The sequence below is a fragment of the Streptomyces niphimycinicus genome (assembly GCF_018883605.1).
Classification (GTDB): domain Bacteria; phylum Actinomycetota; class Actinomycetes; order Streptomycetales; family Streptomycetaceae; genus Streptomyces; species Streptomyces niphimycinicus.
In genome coordinates this window covers 1-328 of record NZ_JAHLEM010001321.1, presented here as the reverse complement: position 1 = coordinate 328, position 328 = coordinate 1, and the positions used below count along the sequence as shown (strand labels likewise).

General features: G+C 77.7%; 1 pseudogene. It reads right to left on the bottom strand.

What is annotated here, in order from left to right:
- Positions 1-328 (bottom strand): annotated as a pseudogene (locus KN815_RS49555) (hypothetical protein); the annotation flags it as partial.

The following is a 328-nucleotide window of genomic DNA, read 5'->3' as shown; positions in this document are numbered from 1 at the left end:
GCCGTCCGGCGCGCTTTCCGGCCCCCTGGGCGGCCTTACGGCGGGCGGCCCGGCCGCCGGGCGGGGACTCGGCCCCGCTGTCCCGGTCCGGTTCGACCTTGCGCAGCGCCATGGTCCGGTCGGCGGGTCCCGCCTCTACGGCGCGCAGGGCGACCGTCTCGTCATCGCACCGGGGCGTCACCGGGGGCAGGATGGCAGTCTCGTCGTCGCGCGGGGGCATCACCGGGGGCAGGATGGCCGTCTCGTCGTCGCGCCGGGGCATCACCGGGGGCAGGATGGCCGTCTCGTCGTCGCGCCGGGGCATCACCGGGGGCAGGATGGCCGTCTC